Source organism: Streptococcus suis YS161 (assembly GCF_002760245.1).
Lineage (GTDB): Bacteria > Bacillota > Bacilli > Lactobacillales > Streptococcaceae > Streptococcus > Streptococcus suis_I.
Genome location: NZ_ASCA01000066.1, coordinates 1 through 21,373, shown reverse-complemented (window position 1 = coordinate 21,373; position 21,373 = coordinate 1). Strand labels below are relative to the sequence as shown.

Below are 21,373 nucleotides of genomic sequence, written 5' to 3'. Positions count from 1 at the left end.
CGCTATCATCCAACAAAATCGCAACCTATTGACCAACCAAGTCGTCGGCCAAATCATATAGTGCTTGTCTCAACTGATTGCGGTACTGAATCTTGCTCAAGCCTTTAACAGCATCATCTTCTGCCCAGGTCTGGTAATCGCGACTAGCTTCTTTTATCAAGGTACGTAAGTGTCCGGTATCATCCAAGTCATTCTGACCATATCGATGTCTCGCCAACAACTCTCGTAGTTCTTGGTTGCGGATATGTTCCGTCAAGCCCCATTGGATTCGGAAAGCAAAGAGCTTCTTGTCAATGTAAACATGCGATGCTTCTTGGATAATCTTCTGACTATCAATCCCCTTGACTGGATAAGCAAAGTTCATATCTTGTGTCGGAAAATCACCTCGATAGATTGCATCCCCTGTTTGACGGATCTGGTCAGCATAGTTGAGGTCTTCCAAACCGCTTGCAAATCTATCCAACTCATCCCTGGTAGCTGCGGCTTCTACCATCTTCTCTTCGTGAACCTGATTCAGCAAGAGCTCAACCAGTTCGGTCAATTTATCGTAGTCAATTGTCACTTCCTTGATGTGAGTCATCTTGAGTTCAATTTGGTGAATGCTAACTTTTTGTTGTTTCGCCAAGGTTCGTTTCAATTCGTTGGCTAAGACTGTCGTCAAAAGTTTTTCTTCCTCTACAGACATTCCCAAACTTTCAATAAAGCGGTCCGGCTGATTGTAATCAAATCCTTCAATCACCCCATCAACCTCCTCTGGCTGATACTGTTTCAGCTTAGACAATCCTTGATTGTAAGCACGGAGCAATTCTAACATAGCCTCACGCTTTTTCTCAGACTTCGGAATATCATTGAAATCACCCGTCAACTCTCTCAATTGGTCGACCGTTTGTTTGACTTCAGCAAATACATCCTTGAAAGGCTTAGCCACCAGTCCATTTTTTTCATTGTTATTTTTTTGTTCCGCATCTGATAAATCGGCAGCACTATCATCTGCATAGATGGCCAAGGCCTGATTCATCAATTTCTCATTATGAGCTGGCCAGCGGTAATTGACCACCCGTCCAAAAGGTTTTTTATCCATATCCTCCACACGATTGGTACGAGAATAGGCCTGGATAAGACTGGCTCCTTTTAGGGTTCGGTCAACATAAAGAGTATTGAGCTCAGGAGCATTGAAACCTGTCAACAACTGATCCACGACAATCACCAAATCTAAGTAGTTCTTGTCCTTGGCTGTTCTATTAAGGCGACTAACCAGGTCCTCTGTATAAGAGGCAACATCTGACAAGCCAAAGGACGTCCCAAATTCTGTGTTATAGATCGTAATAGCTTCAAGCAAACCAGTATTTGACTCGACCATGCTATCATTATTTTGAGTATTCAATGCAAAGGTCACTCCCACCTTCAAGACCAGACCTCCTTGCTCTCGATGCAGTTGGTTAATCCGTTGAAACTCTCGGAAATACATCATAGCCATGGGTGTGGAGGCCCTGCCTCCACCTACGTGGGTGGTGAATAAGGCATTGTAACGGCCACTGCCAGAGCGATTTGCCCAGTGTTTGAAGACATCTTCGACTACCAATCGAACATGCTCTGGATTTTCGTCATAGATGCTAGAAGTCACCGCATCATCCATATCATCCGGACTTAGATTGGCAATCTTTTCTTCAATCTGTGCACTTGTCCACTTCGGATATTTTTGCCGATAAAAATCTGGTAAGTAAGTTGTTTTTAGTTTTTCCTGATCAATGGTTGTCTCAAAATCCACCTTAAACCCTAGCACATTGCGGTCACTAATGGCATTTTTAATAGTGTAGGCATGAAGAAGAGGGCCAAAAATATCTTGCGTCCGCAGACTAGCACCTGTATCATCTAAGTTGGGAGTTCCTGTATAGCCAATCCAAGCCGCTTTCTTAAAAGCCTTTTGAATCCCTGCAAAACTATCTCCACCAGTTGAGCGATGAGCTTCGTCAACGATAAACACGATATGCTTATCTGGTGATTTGAAGGATTTTCTCTTCACCAGTGTATCCAATTTTTGCACAGAAGTAACGATAATCCCACTATCCTTACTAGTCAACTGCCGTGCCAAGGCTGTGGTATTTTGAGTTTCTCGAATACTGCCAAAACTATTCTCCCCAGCTTCTGGATCATAAGCCAGATAATCATCCTTAGTCTGATTGGTCAATGCGATACGATCCACTAGAAAGACAACCTTGTCTACCTTGGGCATTCGACTTGCCAGCCAAGCCGTTTTAAAACTAGTGATCGTCTTCCCTGAGCCTGTCGTATGCCAGATGTAACCAACCTTGTTACAGCCTAATTCAAAATCGACTTTTTTTATCCCCTCAATGACCGCCTGAGTGGCGTAAACTTGATAGGGACGCATGACTTTCAGCATTTGTTTCTGCGGTGTCCCGTCTAAGATCATGTAGTTGGTCGCCATCTGATGGGCCATAGGAATGCTGAGCATGGAATCCGCAAATTCTTTCCAATTCCGAACCTTACTACCGTCAGATTTACGCTGCCAGTGGAAAGCAAAGTCCTTATTAAATTTCTCCGCAGTGGTATTGGCCATATAGCGAACATTGTTGGGGGCGATAGCGACTAGAATCTGCAAGGTAGAAAAAATATCCGTATATTGCCGTTCCTGGATATATTGATGCATTTGGTTCAATGCCTTGTCTACATCTATCGTATCCTTTTTCTCTTCAATCTGAATAATAGGTAAGCCATTAATCAACAAGGTTGTATCGAATATACATTCTCGTCGTCCAGGGATTTTAGGAGCCCTACGAATTTGGTTCACCACTTGGTAGACAGTATCCCCACCACCTATCTTACGTTGGTCAAATACTGTCAGAAATGTATGCCGTCCATCATCAAGCGTAATTTCCAATTCGGAAACACCGCTAATCCCATATAAAAACTGGCCAGCCTCATAAGGTGTCTTCAGATCTGAAATAATCTGCTTGACCTGAGCAAACTCGGTATCGCTCAAGGGTTTGTCCAATCGATGTTGGTTGTGTTGCCAGAGAATATTACGAAAATTTTCCCATAATTGCTCCGTTGTCTTGATACTCGGCTCATAAGTCCACAGTTTAGATTTGACTGCATACAGGGGCGAAGAATCACTAACAGACCATTCTAGACCTTCTAGGTGCTCCGGCTGTGTAATAGTACCTGTCGTAATATATTGAATCAATTCTGTTTCAAATGCTAATTCATTCATGTGCGTAAACCTCCTTTAACAAATATGTTAGTCGTAAAAAATCTCCTTGCGCATAAGCTTGCCGCTTCTGCCGTAAAGCTAATCCATCTAAATAAATCTTTCCTAATTTTTGCTGACTATCTAAAGGAGGCAAGGCGCCTAGCTGTAAACTTTTCAGTTGCTTGACTGTATATTTCATTACCTCACTCCCCTGTAAGCTTTGGTAAAACTGCCGTCTAATAGCCGAGGATTCATTGATCAGATACAGCAAGAAGACCTTATCCAGCTTTGCAATGGGTTCAATTTTGATATAGTTCTGTGTATAGAGTAAGCCTGCGTGCTCTGCTCTCACTAAAACAGCCTTCCCCGATAGTAAACTAAAGAGTAAGTCTCCCTCCTCAAGCAAGGTCACTTCTCTATCTGTCGTCACGGTCCGACTATCTATCACTTCTTCTATCACCTCATAACCATCCAATTGATGATGTTGCTGATTGTAGAGGATATAGTCTCTAGCATCTTCCCAGCTAGTAGTATCCAAGCGAACCTGTAAACTACCTCCCGTAAAGTGAGCCAATTCTTCTAGTTTCATAACTTTCCTTTCTTTGAAATTTTTCATAATTACATTTTTTCGCTAAAATAAGTATAGCATCTCCTCGGAAATCTGTCAATAAATTATGTAATTTTTAAAAATTAAAAAGGAGGTTCTGCCATGAACTTATCAAAAGAAAAACAGCTTTTCCATCACTATTATGCAAATTGGCTACGGATTTACAAGGAAGGAGCCATTCGAGAAGTCACTCTCAAGAAATATAGAATGACATTGCAGTGGCTTATCAGACTAGCTCCTAGTCTGTTGTTGGAAGATTTGAATCGGGTTCGTTACCAAGAATTGATTAACAGCTATGCTAAAACACATGAACGACAGACAACCATGGATTTTCATCACCAGTTGAAAGGAGCTATTTTAGATGCTGTAGATGAAGGAATTATTGAACGAGACCCGACACGTAAGGTGATTATCAAAGGAAGACTTCCTCGAAAGAAAAAGACAAAATACCTCAACCAATTTGAACTTCATCAGTTGATACAAGAATTACGTCTCGGAGAGGAGCTGAATTGGGATTGGCTCATCTTATTGATTGCTAAAACAGGTATTCGATTCTCCGAAGCCCTTGCTCTCACTACTCAAGATTTTGATTTTCACCGACAGCTATTGACCATTGATAAAACATGGAATTATAAAGGAGACGGCGGATTTTTACCTACAAAAAATAAATCTTCAATTCGAAAAATCCAACTCGACTGGCAAACCAGCACCCAATTCGCCAACTTATTGCAGCACACCCAACCTGATGACCTACTTTTCGTGAAGAAAGAGCGGATATACAACTCTACCATCAATGCCATTCTTGAAAAGCGTTGCCTAAGTGCAAACCTTCCTGTCATCACCATTCATGCCCTGCGACACACCCATGCATCTATTTTATTATTTGCCGGGGTCTCTATCGCAAGTGTTGCTAGACGACTTGGTCATGCAAGCATAACAACGACCCAGAAAACCTATCTTCATATCATTCGTGAGTTGGAAAACCAAGATGTTGATTTAATTATGCGGTCACTATCAGGACTTTGTTGACATTCCTATCTCTATCGTGACAAGGCTTGTACTGACAATAGCAAAAGACGACTCCAAACGGAATCGTCTTTTCTTTGTGTTTATCGAAAATAATAGAAAGCCACCACCGACCAAGCATTGTTGATAAAATGGACAGCAATAGGATAAATCAAGTAGCCCGTCTTATGATAGAGGATACAAAAGATGAGGCCACCTCCCCCATAAATCAGCCAAGAGGCAAAATCGGTCGGTCCATGAAGGGCTCCGAAAAGCAGACTTGAAACAATGATTCCAACAACTGCTTGCGACCCAAACAATTTCTTAAAGAAATAACCCCGCAATATAACCTCTTCTGCAATTGCTGGCAAAAATGCTGTTGTCAAGAGTGCCAGCCCAAAAGGAACTCCCTTCAAAAATTCTATAATCGAAGCATCGTTTTCTGTTGTGGTAGCCCCCTGCAATTCCAACAAATAATAACCAAGCATATCCGTCAACTGCATGATAGCAAAGGCTAATATAACTATCGCCAGACCGTCCCAAGTAAGAATGTTAGGGTCCCAGACTGACAGATCATTTTTTTCAGCCCGCCACCAGAAAAAGACCAAAAGTCCAAGCGTCATCAGCCCAACTATTACCAAGGTGACTTGCGATTTGGACTCTTCCAAAATCAGATCTGGAAGGACAGCAAGCACTAAGAGACCAAAAATCCTTAATAATAACCAAATCTTCCGACCAATCCATTCCAAACCTTGACTCAGTTTCTCCATACTCTTCTCCTCTTCCGCTCCATCATATAGAGTGCCTTCAATCTATTATAGGATTTCACGCAATGTCAATCAAGCTGTTCTGTTGTTATGATACAATTTTACAAAAATTCAATGAATTTGTCAATATACACTAAAAAACAAACACCCTTACGATGTTTGTTGCCATCACCCCACTGATTATTCAGCGGGGTGTGTCATCTTCAAGTAGGGTTCTAGTAGAGAAAAGCCCTGAATCAAGCGTTCCAGCAGTTCCTCCCCGGAGGTAACGGTTCTAAATGGTACATCATACTTGACCAGTACTTTTCGAACGCGTCCTGCTTCGACGGCTTGTAATAGGCTCTGCCTATTCTCCTCAGTTCCATCTAGGCGATAAAATACCTGTCCCTCTTGCACCCAGTAATAAAGTGGTGCCGCAATCGAGCAGTTCAGAACACGATTTTGCTGAAGCAGAGAGGTCTCCACTTTCTTTCGCTCAATAAAACTGACTTCTACTGAAATCCCCGCCTCAGTTCCCTTACCATACAGACGAATAGCTAGAGCTGAGTTCGTTAGACTGGCAGAGGGCAAACGGTAATAGGTCCAAAAATGCGGTCTGCAAATTTGGGCTTGATTCATCCATTGACTGACCCTCTCAGGCACAAAGGGACTGACGTGCTCAGCTAAGACTAAACTTAATGTCTGAAACTCCTTGCGTGCTGCCTGTGCTACATTTCTTAAGGCTATCATATCGCCTGCCAAAGCTCCTGCTTTTTCAGGCTTGCAATAATGAACCCCTTGATAATCCAGGTATCTGCGACACTGTTCAAGCATCTGAATCTCCTATCCACTTCTCCATATAGACCATATCCATACCCTCCTGCTCAGGCTCGGTTTTAATGGCCTTGTAGCCTAGACTCTCATAGAAAGTAACTAACTTTGCTTCCTGTAAGACCGTGCAGAGCACCCACCTCTTAACCGTTGGATAAAGTTGTTCTAACTCTAACATAGCCTTATGACCATAGCCCTTTCCCCTGTGGTCTGGGTCAATGCCAATCAAGCCTAGCCAGCCCTGGTCTGCATCTTCAGCGACTGTTGTCCGTACTAAGCCGACTGTGTGCTCTTCCTCGATAATCTTGTAATAGCTACAATTTGGTCGTGCAAAGCGTGACTGGAAATAGTCCATGGCTTCAATAGCAGGGTTGTACTGGTCCTGATAGGTTTCATACAAAGCTGCAAATGCTCGGTGCTGAATAGGTAGCAATTCTTCTGCGTTTGATAGATCTGCTTTTACTAACATGGAAAACCTCCTGGAAACTATTTTATTTATTATATCAAATATCACAAAAAATACTAGGTCTTCCTAGTATTTTCTAAATCGTTGATAGCGGTTTTCGAGCAGCTCATCAAGTGGCAAGGCTTGTAACTGAGCCAACTGGCTGATGAGGTTTTCCTTGATATCAGCCAAGACTTCCTTGGTCGCTCTGCCATTTTCCAAAACCACCCTATCGACCACTTGGAGTTTCTCCAACTCATAGGAGGTAATCTTCATGAGTTCTGCCGCTTCCATGGCCCGACTGCCGTCTTTCCAGAGGATAGAGGCGAAACCTTCAGGACTGAGGACGGCATACATGGAGTTTTCCAGCATCCAGACCTGGTCTGCGACCGCTAGAGCCAGAGCTCCACCAGAGCCGCCCTCGCCGATGATAATAGCGATAATAGGCACCTTGAGGTCACTCATCTCCATGAGGTTGCGGGCAATTGCCTCACCCTGTCCACGTTCCTCGGCACCAACACCGGGATAAGCTCCAGCAGTATTGATAAAGGTGACAACGGGACGGCCGAACTTCTCCGCCTGTTTCATAAGACGAAGGGCCTTGCGGTAGCCTTCTGGGTGGGGCTGACCGAAGTTGCGTTTGAGGTTGTCTTGGAGATTCTTCCCTTTTTGGATACCGATGACTGTCACCGGCTGACCTGCTAGAAAGCCGATGCCACCCACTACAGCTTCGTCATCACGGAAATTCCGATCACCGTGCAATTCGATAAAGTCATCAAAGAGCTGTGTGGCATAGTCCAAGGTGGTCAGGCGAGCTTGGTCACGTGCCAAACGGATCATACGTGCTACATCACTGGTCATCTAACACCTCCATGCATTCTCAGCAAGCGACTGATGGTCGCAGGCAAGTCCTGGCGTTTGACAATAGCATCAACAAAGCCATGTTCTTGTAAAAATTCAGCCTTCTGGAAGTCGTCTGGCAGATTTTCTCGAACGGTTGACTCAATAACCCGTCGTCCTGCGAAACCAATCAAGGTCTGCGGCTCAGCTAGGATAATATCACCTTCCATGGCAAAACTAGCTGTCACACCTCCTGTTGTGGGGTCTGTCAAGACCGTCAGGTAAAAGAGGCCAGCATTGGAATGGCGTTTCACGGCTGCCGAAATCTTGGCCATCTGCATCAGACTCATAATGCCTTCCTGCATGCGAGCACCACCAGATGCGGTAAAGAGGACAACTGGCAGTTTCTCTTCAGTAGCCAGCTCAAAGAGGCAAGTGATTTTCTCACCGACCACTGTGCCCATTGAAGCCATGATAAAGTGAGAATCCATGATTCCAAGGGCAACTGGTTGTCCGCCGATGGTCGCCTTTCCTGTCAAAACAGCCTCGTCCAAGCCTGTCTTTTGACGGGTGGCTGCCAGTTTTTCGAGATAATTTGGAAAGTCCAAGGGATTTTGGGTTTCAATCCCTGTAAACAATTCCTCGAATGAGCCTTCATCCACTGTCAAAGCCAAGCGTTCCTGGGCCGTAATCCGAAAATTATAGGAACAGTGTTGACAGGTTTTCTCTGGTCCCAAGTCCTTCTTGTAGAGGATTTCCTTACAAGCTGGGCATTTGGAAAAGAGTTCATCTGGCACCTCTGGCTTTGCTTGAGGTGCTGACTCTATCCGCGAACGATTGGGATTGATGCGGATATATTTGTCCTTTTTGCGAAACAAAGCCATAGCATTCTCCTAATTTACTTTTTTAATTCTTCCTGATAGCGGGGTAAAAATTCTTCCATGAGGTAGGCAGTATCGTAGTCACCTGCCACCACTCGCTTGTCGGAAATCAAGTCCAGCTGGAAGTCTGTATTGGTCACCACTCCGTCAATTTCCAATTCGTAGAGGGCTCGCTGCATCTTCATCAGGGCTTCAAAACGATTTTCCCCATGCACGATAACCTTGGCAATCATAGAATCATAATATGGCGGAATGGTGTAGCCTGGATAAACTGCCGAATCCACACGCAGACCAACGCCGCCACTTGGCAGGTAGAGGTTGGAAATCTTACCTGGACTTGGGGCAAAGTTAAAGGCTGGATTTTCAGCATTGATCCGGCATTCAATGGCATGACCAGTAATCTTCACATCTTCTTGTCGGACACTGAGTTCCTGACCAGCCGCAATCTTGATTTGCTCCTTGACAATATCCACACCAGTGACAAATTCGGTAACAGGGTGTTCCACCTGCACCCGTGTGTTCATTTCCATGAAGTAAAATTCGCCCTTGGCTTCATCCAAGAGAAACTCAATGGTCCCCGCATTTTCATAACCAACTGACTGGGCAGCCCGCACTGCTGCTTGACCGATACGGTCCCGCATGGTCTGACCAATAGCGATAGATGGAGCTTCTTCCAAAACCTTTTGATTGTTACGCTGAAGGGAACAATCCCGTTCTCCTAGATGGATGACATGGCCGTGTTGGTCCGCCAAAATCTGCACCTCGATATGCCGGGCTGGATAGACAACACGCTCCATATACATGGCTCCGTTTCCAAAGGCTGCCTTGGCCTCACTGGAAGCTGATTCAAAGGCAGGCACTAGGTCTTCAGCTTTTTCCACCTTACGAATCCCCTTACCGCCACCTCCTGCCGATGCTTTGAGCATGACAGGGTACCCAATTTTCTCAGCGATTGCAAGAGCTTCTTGGCTAGTTAAGACTTCACCGTCTGATCCTGGAATAACAGGCACTTGAGCCTTAATCATCTCTGCTCGGGCATTGATTTTATCGCCCATGGTATCCATGACCGTCCCAGAAGGCCCGATAAATTTGATACCGACCTCTTCACAGAGGGTGGCGAATTTAGAGTTTTCACTCAAAAATCCAAAGCCAGGATGAATGGCCTGGGCACCTGTCACAACAGCCGCCGAGATGACTGCCTGCATATTGAGATAGGAGTCTGTCGAACGGGCCGGACCGATACAGACAGCCTCATCTGCCAACATGGTGTGGAGAGCTTCCTTGTCAGCCTCTGAATAGACAGCCACGGTCGCAATCCCAAGCTCTCTGGCCGCACGAATAATCCGCACCGCAATCTCACCACGATTGGCAATCAAAATCTTCTCAAACATGATGAATCCTATCTCCTTTAGATACTAATTTCCAATGGCAAAGGTTAGTACCCCCGACGCAGCCAGTTTTCCGTCCACCTCTGCCTTTGCTTCAACGACCGCAATGGTTCCACGGCGTTTGATAAATTTAGCTGTCATAATCAACTGGTCACCAGGTACAACTTGCTTCTTAAATTTAACCTTATCCATGCCGGCATAAAAGACCAGCTTGCCCTTGTTTTCTTCCTTGGACAACTCCAAGACACCTGCGGTTTGTGCCAAAGCCTCCATGATAAGAACACCTGGCATGACAGGATAGTCTGGGAAATGCCCGTTGAAGAAGGGCTCGTTAATGGTCACATTTTTAAGGGCGACAATCTCATCTTCCGATACTTCAAGGACACGATCGACCAGGAGCATAGGGTAGCGATGAGGAAGAGCCTCTTTAATTTTCAAAATATCAATCATTTGATGCGTACCAATCCTTGTCCAAATTCTACAACGTCCTGGTTGGCCACCAAAATCTCTGCGACCACACCATCACGATCAGCTGGCACTTCGTTCATGACCTTCATGGCTTCGATAATCATGAGGGTCTGCCCTTTTTTGACCGTATCGCCGACTGCTACAAAGGCTGGCTTGTCAGGGGCTGGTGACAAATAGGCCACTCCAACAAGCGGACTTTCCACTACCGCACCCTCTGCTACGGGACTTGAGTTAACTTCTACTGGAGTTCCCTCACTCGTCTCAACTGCCTGTACAGGTGCTGGGTTCGCTGTAACTACTGGAGCAAGCGGAGCTTCTACGATTGGACTCGGAGCCGCTGTCGCCTGCTGGTTTTTACTGAAATGCAAGGTTTCCCCAGCATTGCTATATGAAAATTCTCGCAAACTTGACTGGTCAAACTGACTCATCAAGTCCTTTATTTCTGTAATATTCACTTAAGCCTCCCAACGTTTGAAAGCAATCACCGAGTTGTGACCTCCAAAGCCAAATGTATTTGAAATGGCATGACGGATTTCCATGTCACGACCTTGACCGAAGATGACATCCGCCTCGATATAGTCAGACAACTCCGTCGTACCTGCTGTCTTTGGTGCGTAAGAATGACGCATCGCCTCAATAACAGCTGCTGCTTCAACGGCACCCGCTGCCCCCAACAAGTGACCTGTAAAGGACTTGGTGGAAGAAACTGGCGTGTTCTTGCCGAAGACAGATACGATAGCTTGGCTTTCCCCTTTTTCATTAGCCGGTGTCGAAGTGCCATGGGCATTGATATAGTCAATATCAGCTGGCTCCAAACCGGCCTCTGAAATCGCCAATTTCATAGCTTTAATGGCCCCCAAACCTTCTGGGTGTGGAGAGGTCATGTGGTGGGCATCGCAGGTATTTCCATAACCAACGATTTCAGCCAAGATGGTTGCCTCACGCGCTTCTGCGTGTTCCAAACTTTCCAAGACCAAGACAGCAGCCCCTTCTCCCATGACAAAACCATTGCGGTCCTTGTCAAAGGGAATAGAAGCACGTTCTGGGTCCTCAGTTGTCGACATTGCTGTCAAAGCCTGGAAACCACCGATGGCAAAAGGCGTAATAGCCGCTTCTGAACCACCTGCCAGCATAACATCTTGGAAGCCAAACTTGATTTCTCGGAAGGCTTCACCCAAGGCATCATTTGACGAAGCACAGGCTGTGATGACACACTTGCAGACACCATTGGCTCCAACCTGCATGGCAATATTTCCAGCCGCCATATTTGGAAGAGCTTTTGGAAGTGCCATCGGACGAATCCGTTTTGGTCCTTTTTCGTTCATGCGAGCAACCTGCTCTTCGATTTCCAAAATCCCACCGATCCCAGTTGACAAGATAACACCGAAACGGTCGCTGTCAACCGCTTCTGTATCCAGACCAGCATTGGTTACTGCCTCACGAGCTGCATAGAGAGCATAGAGGGAGTAATTGTCATAGCGGTTAGTATCTTTTTTAACAAAGTATTTGTCAAAAGGAAAATCCTTTATTTCCGCAGCATTATGAACAGAGTATTCACTGGTATCAAACTTGGTAATCTTTCCGATTCCAATCTTACCATTGACCAGGCTATCCCAGAATTCCTCTGGCGTATTGCCAATTGGCGATGTCAGACCATAGCCTGTTACTACTACACGATTTAATTTTGTCATTTTCAAACCTCTCTTAAAACAACACACAAAACAATATTGAATTCAAAGTGCGTCATTGCAGTCTTTCAGTTTGCTTTTAGTACTACGAACAAAGTTCATTTCAACAAGCTGCAGACATCTTCAATAGTCCACTGGACTATTGAAGATGGGAAATCGTACTTACGATAGTAAGTACCGCTCCGTTAGTACGGCAAAGCGAGTTCAAACAATCCAATAAATTGTTTGAAGCTGGAAATCTGGAAACGAAGTTTCCTCGCTCGTCGAAGTAATAAAAGATAAACTGGAAGACTGGATTATTGCATGGTCAAGCCGCCGTCAATGGCAATCACTTGTCCAGTTAGGTATTCTTGCTTCGCCAAGAACACAGCTACATCCGCTACTTCTTCCGTCAAGCCAAAGCGTTTCATCGGAATTTTCCCCAACATGGCATCCTTGATTTTGTCAGACAGAACATCTGTCATGTCGGACTGAATAAAGCCTGGTGCGATAGCATTGACACGAACATTGCGACTAGCGACTTCACGGGCAATAGATTTTGTAAAGCCGATCACACCTGCCTTAGAAGCGGCATAGTTGGCCTGCCCAGCATTCCCTGTCAAACCGACCACACTGGAAAGGTTGATAATAGCCCCTTCACGTGCCTTGGTCATCGGTTTCAAAACAGCCTGGGTCATGTTAAAGGTCCCTGTTAGATTGATACTCAAAACGCTCTCGAAATCTTCTTCCGTCATTCGCAAGGCCATACCGTCTTTGGTAATCCCTGCATTATTGACCAAGATATCGACGCTACCAAGAGCCTCAACTGCCTCAGCTACCATTCGTTTGGCATCTGCCGAGCTGGAAATATCGCCTGAAATCGCCACCACTTTGACACCGTAGCTTGAAAAGCTATCCAGCAAGTCCTGCCCCAGCTGACCACGACCATTCAGCACCACATTGGCACCAAGGCTTGCAAACTTATGGGCAATGGCCAAGCCGATTCCACGACTTGAACCTGTCACAAACACATTTTTTTTGGTAAGTTCCATGATTTCTCCTTATTGGCTAGTCAACAAGCCTTCTAGACTTGCCACATCTTCTACTGTCACCACCTCAGCTGTCTTATCAATTTTCTTGATAAAGCCTGCCAAGACCTTTCCTGGACCGATTTCGATAAATTTGGTCACACCAGCTTCCTGCATGGTTGCGATTGACTCATAAAAACGGACTGGTTCCATCACTTGACGGGTCAAGAGGGACTTGATGTCCTCTTTTTTCATGACCTTGGCTTCCGTATTACCGACCAACTCTACTTGGAAGTCCGAAAATTCCACCTGCTCCAAGGCCTGAGCCAATTGCTCCGAAGCTGGACGCAAGAGAGCCGTGTGGAAAGGCCCCGACACATTGAGGGGAATCATGCGTTTGACTCCCGTCACCTTCAAGGCTTCAACCGCCTCATCCACTGCAGCCACCTCGCCACCGATAACGATTTGGGCTGGTGTGTTGTAGTTGGCTGGAGAAACAATCCCAGAGGTAACAGATGAACAGACCTCTTCGATCAAGCTGACATCTGCATTAAGGACAGCGACCATCTTACCAGTCCCTGCTGGCGCAGCCGTTTCCATAAACTCACCCCGTTTGGCAATCAAGGCAATGGCATCTTCAAAGGCCAAGGCACCGGAGGCAACCAAGGCTGCATATTCTCCCAAGGACAAACCAGCCACCATGTCGGGTTTTATCCCTTTTTCTGCCAACAAACGATAAATGGCAAGTGAGGTTGTCAAAATCGCAGGCTGGGTATAGCGGGTCTGGTTGAGCTCGTCTTCCCGATGGTCAATCAAGTCCCGCACATCATAACCCAGAATCTGACTAGCCTGGTCGTAAGTTTCCTTGACAATGGGATAAGTCTCATAGAGGTCACGGGCCATACCAAGTGTCTGGGCCCCCTGACCTACAAATAAAAAGGCTGTTTTTGTCATCTTATTCTCCAACGGAAGCCCAACGACTTGCCTCATCTCTAATCACTTTGGCTGCTCCATAATAGATGTCTTTCAAAATATCTTCACAAGATTCTTCTTTAGAAACTAGACCAGCAATTTGACCAGCCATCACGGAACCATTTATTACATCACCATCAACAACTGCATTGCGGAGTGCTCCCGCACCAAGTTCTTCAATAGCATCTGCCGAAATTTTACCTGCCAAGAAATCTTTCTCTGCAGCTGCATAAGCAGATAACAACTTATTCTTGATAGCTCTCACAGGATGTCCAACAATAGAAGCAGATACAGTTGTATCAATATCCTTAGCTTTTAAAACTTTTTCCTTATAAGCCTGATGGGCGTTGGACTCTGTAGCTACTACAAAACGAGTTCCAACTTGCACCGCTTCTGCTCCCAACATAAAGGCTGCCGCTGCACCTGCACCATCTGCAATACCACCTGCTGCGATAACAGGAATGGATACAGCTTCAACAACCTGACGAACCAAGGTCATGGTGGTCAATTTACCAACATGGCCTCCGGCTTCCATACCTTCAGCAATAACAGCATCTACCCCTAATTTTTCCATGCGTTTCGCAAGAGCCACACTTGGTACAACAGGAATAACTGTAATCCCTGCAGCATGGAGACGCTCCATATACTTACCTGGATTTCCTGCTCCTGTGGTAACGACTTTCACACCTTCTTCGATGACCAAGTCAACAATGTCATCCGCAAAAGGAGACAAAAGCATGATATTGACACCGAAAGGTTTGTCTGTGATAGACTTCACCTTGTCAATATTCGCCTTAACGACTTCTTTTGGAGCATTTCCTCCGCCGATGATACCCAGACCACCAGCATTTGAAACAGCACCAGCCAAATCTCCATCAGCTACCCAGGCCATACCACCTTGGAAAATCGGGTAATCAATGTTCAATAATTCTGTAATCTTTGTTTTCATATTTCCCTCAATCTTTCTTTGCTTACCTAATCATTTGAACATCAAATAATTAGCCAAACAAGCGAGGGCAAAGCCCTCACTTAATAAATACTTTGATATTTCAACGTTTTGATTATCAAAGTATTTAATTTAAGAAAAATGCTAAATAGCACTTTCCTTAACAGTCATTATTTTGTTTTTTCTTCAACGTAGGCAACCAAATCGCCTACAGTTGTCAAACCTTCTTCAGTATCGATTTGGATGTCGAATGCATCTTCGATTTCAGAGATAACTTGGAAAAGATCCAATGAATCTGCGTCCAAATCTTCAAAAGTTGTTGTAAGGGTTACTTCTTCAGCATCCTTACCCAATTCTTCAACGATGATTTCTTGTACTTTTTCAAATACTGCCATGATATGTGTCTCCTTTTGGAAAATAAAATATTTTAATCTTGCCTAGGGCAAGGGATTAACTAAAGTTGTAAGAGTAGAGTTCCCCATGTGAGGCCTCCACCGAAACCAGCCATGAGAACAGTCTGGCTTCCATCCAATCGCAACATTCCGCTCTCTACACATTCTGATAAGAGAATAGGAAGACTTGCTGCGCTGGTATTGCCATATTTATCCATATTTGCTGGAAATTTTTCACGCGCCACTCCCAATTTACGAGCCATCTTATCCAGGATACGTATATTGGCTTGGTGGAGCAAGAAATAATCAACGCAATCCACAGTCATATCAGCTTGTTCTAGCAGCTCTGCCATGGTTGCCGTAACATCTCTAGTCGCAAATTCAAATATAGCTCTACCCTCCATTTGGATAAAGGGTTGTTGACGACTTTGTGTCGAGAATGGCGTCTCTTTCTGGTCTATCCCTGCTGTCAGACTCGCACCTCGACCGCCATCCGTTCGCAAGATTTCTGCTAAAAAGCTCGGTTGTTCACACGCTTCCAGCAAAACTCCTCCAGCACCATCTCCAAATAAAACAGCCGTTGATCGATCTGACCAGTCGACAGACCTAGATAGGGTCTCTGCACCAATGACAAGTCCTCTCTTATAGACTCCTGAAGCAAGTAATTTTTCCGCTGTTGATAGCGCAAAAACAAATCCTGAACAAGCTGCAACGAGATCATAGGCGAAAGCCTTTTTCGCGCCAATTGCCGCTTGAACCATAGCTGCCGTAGATGGCATTGAAGCATCTGGAGTAATCGTTGCTACGATGATGAAATCAATTTCACTAGCATCTAGCTGAGACTTTTCCAGTAATTTTCTAGCCACTTGACTAGCCAAATCACTCGTCGTCTCTCCAGTAACAATGTGTCGTTGACCGATACCTGTACGGCTACGAATCCACTCATCACTGGTCTCCATTCGTTGAGCCAAATCATCATTGGTCACAATCTTCTTCGGAAGATTGTGGGCCACCTGACTGATTTTAGCATGGTTTCTCATTTCAAATCCTCCAAGAAGTGATAGAGTTTCATGAGTCCTTTCTTCATTACCTGATACTCTGCATCATCCATACCATCTGTAATCTGTTTCACCATTTCATTGTGAAATCGTTGATGTAAACGATAGACCAGTCGACCTTTTTTGGTCAGATAGAGATGAACAACTCGCCGATCTTTGGTCGAACGAATACGCTCAACATATCCTTTTCTTTCCAAATTGTTCAAGCTAGTTGTAACAGTACCTAAGGTTACCATCAAAGTCCGAGCAACATCACTCGGAGTAGCTCCATCAATACTTCCTATCACATCAATCGTGTGCATTTCCTTAATCGAAATATCATTGAATCGGCTACTACGCAGACTTGTTTCTTCAATCACCAACACATTGTTAAAAATGGCCGTTAGATATTCATTTACTTTTGGATCTTCCAAAACAGGCCTCCTTTACTTTGATAGTCAAAGTATAAACCATAAAACTTTGATTGTCAAATATTTTTTTACTAATTTAAAAATTAATCTCCCGTAAACACTGGTCTACGTCGTTCTGCATGCGCTCGAACTCCCTCTTTAAAATCCTCTTTATAGGCCAATGTTTCTTGCAAATCTAGCTCTAATCGGCGATAAGACTCCCAGTCTTTAAATTGGCTTTCCCATGTCAGTTGTTTGATTGCTGCATAAGAGTTTACTGAGCCTCGCAAGAGTTTTTTTATGACCTGGGCAACTGTCTTTTCTAGTTTTTCTGGCTCTGCCAATTTATAAACAATCCCATATTCTAAAGCCTTATCCGCTGATAAGCCCTCTCCAGTCATCGCCAAGTGACTAGCACGATTAGCCCCAATAGCACGACTCAGTAGAAAGAGCCCCCCCGCATCCGGCGCAAGTCCAACGCCTACAAAGGCTTGGATGAATTTTGTCTTGCTGGAGGCAATAACAAAATCAGCTGCCACTGCCATATTAGCCGCGGCTCCAGCCACTGCCCCATCTGTCACCATAATGACTACTTTAGACAATTTCTTCATCGCAAACGAAATATCATTCACCAGCTCTGCTATTTTTACTAAAGAAGCAATATCATCATCATCAACCGCACGCTTCATCTCAACTAAATCTCCACCCACGGAGAAAATGGAACCCTGTGCTTGAATTTGTAAAATTTTGACGGAGGCATCCCCTTCTGCAAGGCGGATTGCTTCTAAGATTTCTTCACACATAGGAATATTAAAACCATTTGCCACTTCCGGTCTGTTTAAAGTTAGAATCGCTACGGAATCAATTACTTCATAACGAATTGTTTGGTAGACCATTCCCTTGCTCCCTTCAAAATAGTTTGACAATTAAAAGATTTGAATATCAAACTTCAAATTCTTGCTTTCCATTGTAACACAGTTTTTATAATTGTCACTTTTTTTCTAGCAAGGAAAGTGTGACATCCGAAAAAGATGGGGGCTATCATCGCAATATAAAATTTAGATATGCTAGAAAATAACGTGTCTAAGAACCTATATTCACACGCAAAGCGCCTTGGCTTTTTCACTCATCAAAGTAGTTTTTGCGGGAAATACTGACTGTATTTTGAAAAAACAACCTCAATATACAAGTCTGAACTGTAAATTATAGGCTCTAAGTTTAATTTACAACTTTCATTTTTTCACGTTGACACTTTTGGAAAATCTAACTGGATTCTGAGCTAGAAATACCATTTTTCACGAGAACTGATACTTGGACTACAATATCATATTTCTTAAAATCGCAGTAAGTCAAAGGCCTCTTCAAGATTGTCTATCAATTTGTCTGCTTTCGACTGATCAATTCCATAATGCTGGTCTCGAATAGCCCAAACTGTCAAACCTGCTTTTTTAGCCGCTTCAATCCCTTTCGCACTATCTTCAAATACTAAAATGTCCGATTTAGCTACTCCTGTTGCACTAGCTGCTTTCATATAAACTGTAGGATCTGGTTTTGGGGCCTCACAATCCATCGCTGAGAAAATATGACTAAAATGAGAGCGTATACCAGCATCTAGTAGAGCACGTTCGATTTCTGAACGGTCGGTATTTGAAGCCAAAACTACAGGAATACCTTGGATAGTTAGTCTCTCCAATACCGCTTTAACTTCAGGAAAAATCCTCTCTGCATAAGGGGTTGGTCGCTTTTCTTTATACACACGATATTCTTCTTCCAAGGCAGGGACATCCCAGTTATCATAATCATCCCCTAAAATCCGTTGCCAAATTTGACTAGCCCTTCCACCGACAAATATAGATGGAGCCAAATGATCAACCGACAAACCTTTTGTCGCTAAAAAATCCGCTCGACGCTGAAAATAGAATGTTTCTGTGTCAAAAAGTACACCATCCATGTCGAAAATAATTGCTTTTACCATAATCGCCTCCTATTCCTTTAATTGTAACACAGTTGAAAGAAAAAAATGTTTTTCTGAAATTTTCATACTTGTCTCTTGTTCGTTTTTCGATAAAATTCTTGGCAAGATTTGTCTGAACATACTGACAATTTTATATCATTCTGCTATAATAGAAAAAAATATCCAAGGAGATGAGAATGAAAGTTATTAAATTTGGGGGAAGCTCACTTGCTTCAGCTGGACAGTTAGAAAAAGTTTTCAATATTGTTCAATCTGATTCAGAACGTCGCTTTGTTGTGGTGTCTGCACCTGGAAAACGCAATGCCGAGGATACTAAAGTTACTGATGCGTTGATTAAATATTATAAAGAATATGTTAACGGAAAAGATGTGACTGCCAGTCAAGAATGGATCATCAACCGTTATCAGGCAATGGTTGACGAACTTGGTTTCACAGCTAACAGCATGAAGAAAATCGCAGACAGCATCATCTCTTTGGCCAGCCTACCAATTGATGATAACGAATTCCTTTACGACGCATTCTTAGCAGCTGGTGAAGATAATAATGCCAAATTGATTGCCGAATATTTTACTCACAGAGGATTGCCTGCACGCTATGTCCATCCTAAAAAAGCTGGTATTGTTGTCAGCTCCGAACCAGGAAATGCTCGCATTTTGCCTTCAAGTTATGACAAAATCGAAGAGCTTCGTGATACAGATGAAGTACTCATTATTCCAGGATTCTTCGGTGTAACTGTTGATAACCAGATTTGTACCTTCTCACGAGGTGGATCGGACATTACAGGTTCCATCATTGCTGCCGGGGTCAAGGCTGACCTCTATGAAAACTTTACAGATGTCGATGGTATTTTTGCTGCCCATCCTGGTATCATTAAAAATCCACATTCAATCAAAGAATTGACCTATCGTGAAATGCGAGAATTAGCTTATGCAGGTTTCTCCGTCCTCCACGATGAAGCCCTCCTTCCTGCCTATCGCGGACGAATTCCATTGGTTATCAAAAACACCAATAACCCAACTCACCCTGGTACCCGAATTGTACACAAACATACCGAGCAAACAGTTCCTGTTGTCGGTATTGCTGCAGACGATGGTTTTGTCAGCATTAACTTGTCCAAATACTTGATGAACCGTGAAGTTGGTTTTGGTCGCAAGGTGTTGCAAATTCTCGAAGATCTCAATATTCGCTGGGAGCACATGCCGACCGGGATTGACGATTTATCCATCGTAGTCCGTGAGCGTGAATTGACTCCTATCAAGGAAGAAGAGATCCTTCGTCAACTCAATACGAAAATGGAAGTTGACAAGGCCGAAATCGAACATGGTTTATCTATTATCATGATTGTTGGTGAAAATATGAAGAGCCATGTCGGTGTAACAGCTACCGCTACCACTGCCCTCTCTAAACAAAATGTCAACTTGGCAATGATTTCACAGGGAGCCAGTGAAGTTTCTGTTATGTTCGTTGTCAAAACCGAAGAAAAGAAACGCGCCCTGCACGCACTCTATGAAGCTTTTTTTAACGAGCAATAATCACAACGAGGTAGGTCAGTTCCCTCTTCATACTCTTCGAAAATCAAAACCAGACGTTGTTGACTTGATTTGATGAGTGTCAAGCTCCATTGGAGCTAGTCTGATTTTAATTTTCATTGAGTACCAATTAAAATTTGAATAAACAAAAATAGCTTAGAATCAACGTTTCTGACGATGCAATTCTAAGCTATTTTTTATTTTTTTATACTCAATGAAAATCAAAAGTAGCCTAGGAGTCGAAGATAGAACTGGAGTTCATCAAGGCAAGTTGACAACGGATAATTTTGATTTTCATTGAGTATTGGACTTTTTGACCAGCCTCATTATAGTCTTTTAGTTTACTTTTAGTACTCGCTCCAACTATCTGGGAGATAGTTGGAGACTGGGGACAAAGGTAGTGGGAAAGAACTCGACCAAGATAAAAAGAGTTCGTCAACAAGTCTTTATTTCTAGTTGTTGAGCTGAAACAGTCTATCCCCAGACTGTTTCACTCCCACCCCCGCACAGCTCAAACTGTCTGGGAGACAGTTTGAGGTTGGAGATAAGGCGAACTCTGTTCGCATCAGTCGTAGAGGCCAGATTTGGAGTGCAAAACACGAACAAATCTGCCAATCAACCACTGCGCTGAGATGTTGACACGAACTCTGAGTAGTGGTCCTGGACTTTTTGCCCAGACTCATCAAAAGCCGCAGGCGTAACTCAATGCTTTCTTATTTCTAGGTGACCAGCTGATGTACTTCGCTTTTTTGTTTTCAGGCTCAGGTACGAATAGTCCACTGGACTATTCGTATCCCCCAGATTGCTTGCACAGTCAATGGACTGTGCAAGGTGGGAGATAATACTTGCAAAGCAAGTCACTTTTACAAAATCAGGCAAGGCGAGTTCAAACAATCCAGTGGAGTGTTTGAAGTTGGAAATAGGGAGTGGGAAAGAACTCGACCAAGATAAAAAGAGTTCGTCTTCCCACCCCCGCACAGTTGATTAGGCCAGAT

21 protein-coding genes are annotated in these 21,373 nt (G+C 44.0%); 2 read left to right on the top strand and 19 right to left on the bottom strand.

Features of this window, described 5'->3' with window-relative positions; genetic code table 11:
• Positions 1 to 25: 25 nt before the first annotated feature.
• Complete coding sequence (locus tag SST111_RS09165) at positions 26 to 3,232, bottom strand: type I restriction endonuclease subunit R (protein WP_099810859.1); 3,207 nt, start codon at positions 3,230 to 3,232, stop codon at positions 26 to 28.
• Complete coding sequence (locus tag SST111_RS09160; RefSeq protein ID WP_029175736.1) at positions 3,225 to 3,800, bottom strand: restriction endonuclease subunit S; 576 nt, start codon at positions 3,798 to 3,800, stop codon at positions 3,225 to 3,227. The genes SST111_RS09165 and SST111_RS09160 overlap by 8 nt, the downstream gene beginning before the upstream one ends.
• Positions 3,801 to 3,920: 120 nt before the next feature.
• Here SST111_RS09160 and SST111_RS09155 point away from each other — a divergent pair, with 120 nt between their 5' ends.
• On the top strand, positions 3,921 to 4,847 hold the full coding sequence (locus SST111_RS09155; protein WP_024398179.1) for a site-specific integrase: 927 nt from the start codon (positions 3,921 to 3,923) through the stop codon (positions 4,845 to 4,847).
• A gap of 80 nt (positions 4,848 to 4,927) precedes the next feature.
• Here the strand turns inward: SST111_RS09155 and SST111_RS12470 are convergent, their stop codons facing one another.
• The 17 genes from SST111_RS12470 to SST111_RS09065 form a co-directional block, all read right to left on the bottom strand.
• Complete coding sequence (locus SST111_RS12470) at positions 4,928 to 5,593, bottom strand: CPBP family intramembrane glutamic endopeptidase (RefSeq protein WP_257211861.1); 666 nt, start codon at positions 5,591 to 5,593, stop codon at positions 4,928 to 4,930.
• A 177-nt stretch (positions 5,594 to 5,770) separates the two neighbouring features.
• Entirely contained in the window at positions 5,771 to 6,403 is a 633-nt protein-coding gene (locus SST111_RS09140) for a hypothetical protein (RefSeq protein ID WP_099810853.1), read from the bottom strand.
• Positions 6,396 to 6,869 carry a GNAT family N-acetyltransferase gene (locus SST111_RS09135; RefSeq protein WP_099810850.1) on the bottom strand — a complete coding sequence of 158 codons (474 nt, stop codon included), beginning with the start codon at positions 6,867 to 6,869 and terminating at the stop codon, positions 6,396 to 6,398. Before SST111_RS09135 ends, SST111_RS09140 begins: the two co-directional genes overlap by 8 nt.
• 63 nt (positions 6,870 to 6,932) lie before the next feature.
• Positions 6,933 to 7,706: an acetyl-CoA carboxylase carboxyl transferase subunit alpha gene (locus tag SST111_RS09130; protein WP_024382873.1), complete on the bottom strand. Its 774-nt coding sequence runs from the start codon at positions 7,704 to 7,706 to the stop codon at positions 6,933 to 6,935.
• On the bottom strand, positions 7,703 to 8,569 hold the full coding sequence (gene accD / locus SST111_RS09125; RefSeq protein WP_099810847.1) for an acetyl-CoA carboxylase, carboxyltransferase subunit beta: 867 nt from the start codon (positions 8,567 to 8,569) through the stop codon (positions 7,703 to 7,705). The genes SST111_RS09130 and accD overlap by 4 nt, the downstream gene beginning before the upstream one ends.
• Positions 8,570 to 8,583: 14 nt before the next feature.
• Positions 8,584 to 9,957 carry an acetyl-CoA carboxylase biotin carboxylase subunit gene (locus SST111_RS09120; protein ID WP_099810844.1) on the bottom strand — a complete coding sequence of 458 codons (1,374 nt, stop codon included), beginning with the start codon at positions 9,955 to 9,957 and terminating at the stop codon, positions 8,584 to 8,586.
• Positions 9,958 to 9,981: 24 nt separating this feature from the next.
• Positions 9,982 to 10,404 (bottom strand): 3-hydroxyacyl-ACP dehydratase FabZ, encoded by a 423-nt coding sequence (gene fabZ, locus SST111_RS09115; protein WP_099810841.1) that lies wholly within the window; start codon positions 10,402 to 10,404, stop codon positions 9,982 to 9,984.
• Positions 10,401 to 10,877 (bottom strand): acetyl-CoA carboxylase biotin carboxyl carrier protein, encoded by a 477-nt coding sequence (accB, locus tag SST111_RS09110; protein ID WP_099810839.1) that lies wholly within the window; start codon positions 10,875 to 10,877, stop codon positions 10,401 to 10,403. The genes fabZ and accB overlap by 4 nt, the downstream gene beginning before the upstream one ends.
• Positions 10,878 to 12,113, bottom strand: coding sequence for a beta-ketoacyl-ACP synthase II (gene fabF / locus SST111_RS09105; RefSeq protein WP_099810836.1), 1,236 nt, complete (start codon positions 12,111 to 12,113; stop codon positions 10,878 to 10,880).
• 293 nt (positions 12,114 to 12,406) lie between these two features.
• Complete coding sequence (gene fabG, locus SST111_RS09100; protein WP_099810833.1) at positions 12,407 to 13,141, bottom strand: 3-oxoacyl-[acyl-carrier-protein] reductase; 735 nt, start codon at positions 13,139 to 13,141, stop codon at positions 12,407 to 12,409.
• A 9-nt stretch (positions 13,142 to 13,150) separates the two neighbouring features.
• Positions 13,151 to 14,071, bottom strand: coding sequence for an ACP S-malonyltransferase (fabD, locus tag SST111_RS09095; RefSeq protein ID WP_029179322.1), 921 nt, complete (start codon positions 14,069 to 14,071; stop codon positions 13,151 to 13,153).
• A gap of 1 nt (position 14,072) precedes the next feature.
• The gene (fabK, locus tag SST111_RS09090) at positions 14,073 to 15,038 is read right to left on the bottom strand and encodes an enoyl-[acyl-carrier-protein] reductase FabK (RefSeq protein ID WP_099810830.1); all 966 of its coding nucleotides are present in this window, start codon (positions 15,036 to 15,038) and stop codon (positions 14,073 to 14,075) included.
• 167 nt (positions 15,039 to 15,205) lie between these two features.
• Positions 15,206 to 15,430, bottom strand: a complete 225-nt coding sequence (locus SST111_RS09085) for an acyl carrier protein (protein WP_002938891.1) — start codon at positions 15,428 to 15,430, stop codon at positions 15,206 to 15,208.
• Between the two features lie 59 nt (positions 15,431 to 15,489).
• Positions 15,490 to 16,467 (bottom strand): beta-ketoacyl-ACP synthase III, encoded by a 978-nt coding sequence (locus SST111_RS09080; protein WP_099810827.1) that lies wholly within the window; start codon positions 16,465 to 16,467, stop codon positions 15,490 to 15,492.
• Positions 16,464 to 16,898, bottom strand: a complete 435-nt coding sequence (gene fabT, locus SST111_RS09075) for a fatty acid biosynthesis transcriptional regulator FabT (protein WP_002942505.1) — start codon at positions 16,896 to 16,898, stop codon at positions 16,464 to 16,466. Before fabT ends, SST111_RS09080 begins: the two co-directional genes overlap by 4 nt.
• Positions 16,899 to 16,978: 80 nt before the next feature.
• Positions 16,979 to 17,770, bottom strand: a complete 792-nt coding sequence (locus tag SST111_RS09070) for an enoyl-CoA hydratase (RefSeq protein ID WP_029185328.1) — start codon at positions 17,768 to 17,770, stop codon at positions 16,979 to 16,981.
• A gap of 437 nt (positions 17,771 to 18,207) precedes the next feature.
• Positions 18,208 to 18,849, bottom strand: coding sequence for an HAD family hydrolase (locus tag SST111_RS09065; RefSeq protein ID WP_029185327.1), 642 nt, complete (start codon positions 18,847 to 18,849; stop codon positions 18,208 to 18,210).
• A gap of 176 nt (positions 18,850 to 19,025) precedes the next feature.
• Between SST111_RS09065 and SST111_RS09060 the strand changes: the two genes are divergently transcribed.
• Positions 19,026 to 20,381, top strand: coding sequence for an aspartate kinase (locus SST111_RS09060; RefSeq protein ID WP_099810825.1), 1,356 nt, complete (start codon positions 19,026 to 19,028; stop codon positions 20,379 to 20,381).
• Positions 20,382 to 21,373: the final 992 nt, after the last annotated feature.